The sequence below is a fragment of the Kitasatospora sp. NPDC093102 genome, from assembly GCF_040683915.1.
Lineage (GTDB): Bacteria > Actinomycetota > Actinomycetes > Streptomycetales > Streptomycetaceae > Kitasatospora.
Window position 1 is genome coordinate 1 of the sequence record NZ_JBFBFA010000139.1, and the last position, 1,679, is coordinate 1,679.

The window sequence follows — 1,679 nt, forward strand, 5'->3', positions numbered from 1 at the left end:
CCAGGTTGAGCAGGGTGGACTTGCCGCAGCCCGAGGCGCCGAGCAGGGTGACGAACTCGCCGGGGGCGACATCGAGGGTGATGTCGTCCAGGACGCGGGTCCGGGCACCGGGGCGACCGAAGGACTTGTGCACGTGCGAGATCCGGACGGCGGGGCCGTCGGCCGCGACGGCGGGCGCGTCTGCCGTGGTGGTCAGTACCGTGGTCATCCGGGTACCTCCTGCATCTGGGGAAACCGGCGGAGAGGCTGGGGAACTAGGGGGTGCGGGTCACTTGGTCCCGAGACCTGCGTCCACCACGGCGGGCCGTCCCTCCGCCTGGAGCACCCTGTTGAGCAGGGTGAGGTCGTAGATCCCGTTGAGATCGGGCCTCTTGAGCAGGCCGGCGGTCACCGCGTGGTCGGCTTCGGCCTGCAGGGTGCCGGCCAGCGGGTCGTCCAGGAAGTCCAGCTCCTGCCAGGCCGAGCCGAGCAGGGAGGCGTCCAGCGTGGCGCCGCCGTCGGCCTTGATCCGCGCGTCGGCGTCGGCCCCGGCCTGCTCGGAGTTGGTCTTGATGAAGGCGTTGGTCTTCACCGATCCGCGCAGGACGGCCTCCACCACGTCCGGGTGTTCCTGGAGAAACTTCTGCGAGACGATGATGGTGGTGATGACGAACCTGCCGTCCGGCCAGAGCGACTTCTCGTCGAGCAGTTCCTTCGCCCCGAGCGAGACCAATTTGGAGGCAGTCGGCTCGGGCACCCAAGCACCGTCGATGGCACCGGACTTGTACGCGTCCGGGGTGACCTTGTTGTCGGCCCGGACGACGCTGACATCGCCCTCGCCGGACTGCGAGTCCACTCTGAAGCCCTTGCCCGCCAGGTAGTTGAGCAGTGCCACGTCCTGGGTGTTGCCCAGTTGAGGGGTGGCGATCCTCTTGCCTCCGAGGTCCTCCAGGCCCTGCACCTTCGCCGGGTTGACCACCAGCTTGACCCCGCCGGAGGCCGAACCGCCGATGATCCGCAGCGACTTGCCGTCGGACTTGGTGTAGCCGTTGATCGCGGGGGAGGGGCCGATCCAGCCGATGTCGATGGAGCCGGCGTTGAGCGCCTCGATCTCGGCCGGGCCCGCGTTGAAGACCTGGGTCTTGACCCGGGTGGCGCCCAACTCCTTCTGGAAGATGCCCTCCTGGAGGCCGACCAGCGCGGTGCTGTGGGTCAGGTTGGCGAAGTACCCGATCCTGACAGTGCCGGCCGACAGCTTGGGCCCGCCATCGGTGCCGGCGACCGGTGCCGTCCGGTCGGCGGCCCGCGAGCCGTAACCGCAGGCACCGAGCAGCGAGACGACGGACAATGCGGCGACTGAGGCCGCAGCGAAGCGCCTGATCCGACGGGGGCCGAGGCGCTTGGCGGTCCGGAGAAACGCGTCGCTGGGCATCAGACCCAGTCCTCCTCGTCGGGTGCGTCGGTGGTGCGTACGGTTTCGAAGGCCTCGCCCGCCATTCCGGCGGTGAGGGTGGTGCCGTCGGCCGGGTCGATCAGCAGGAAAGATCCGGTGCGGCGGTTGTCGGTGTAGCTGTCGAGTGCCAGCGGTTCGGCGGTGCGCAGGATGACGTGGCCGATGTCGTTGACGTTCAGTCCCTGGGCGCCGGAGCGCTGTTGGAGCGTGTCGATGTCGATGCGGTAGGAGATCTCCTTGACCAGCG

Annotated in this window: 2 protein-coding genes and 1 pseudogene; all 3 read right to left on the reverse strand. The window is 68.7% G+C overall.

The window, feature by feature from the left end:
• The coding region (locus tag AB0O11_RS39310; protein WP_363397419.1) for an ATP-binding cassette domain-containing protein at window positions 1–208 on the reverse strand (208 nt) is incomplete at its 3' end.
• 60 nt (window positions 209–268) lie between these two features.
• Window positions 269–1,411 (reverse strand): aliphatic sulfonate ABC transporter substrate-binding protein, encoded by a 1,143-nt coding sequence (locus AB0O11_RS39315; RefSeq protein ID WP_363397422.1) that lies wholly within the window; start codon window positions 1,409–1,411, stop codon window positions 269–271.
• A pseudogene (locus AB0O11_RS39320) lies at window positions 1,411–1,679 on the reverse strand (hypothetical protein); the annotation flags it as partial. The pseudogene AB0O11_RS39320 and the gene AB0O11_RS39315, both read right to left, overlap by 1 nt.

What these genes read in the sequence shown, in the direction of transcription:
- AB0O11_RS39315 (WP_363397422.1), bottom strand. Translation starts at nt 1,411, where the DNA reads ATGCCCAGCGACGCGTTTCTCCGGACCGCCAAGCGCCTCGGCCCCCGT.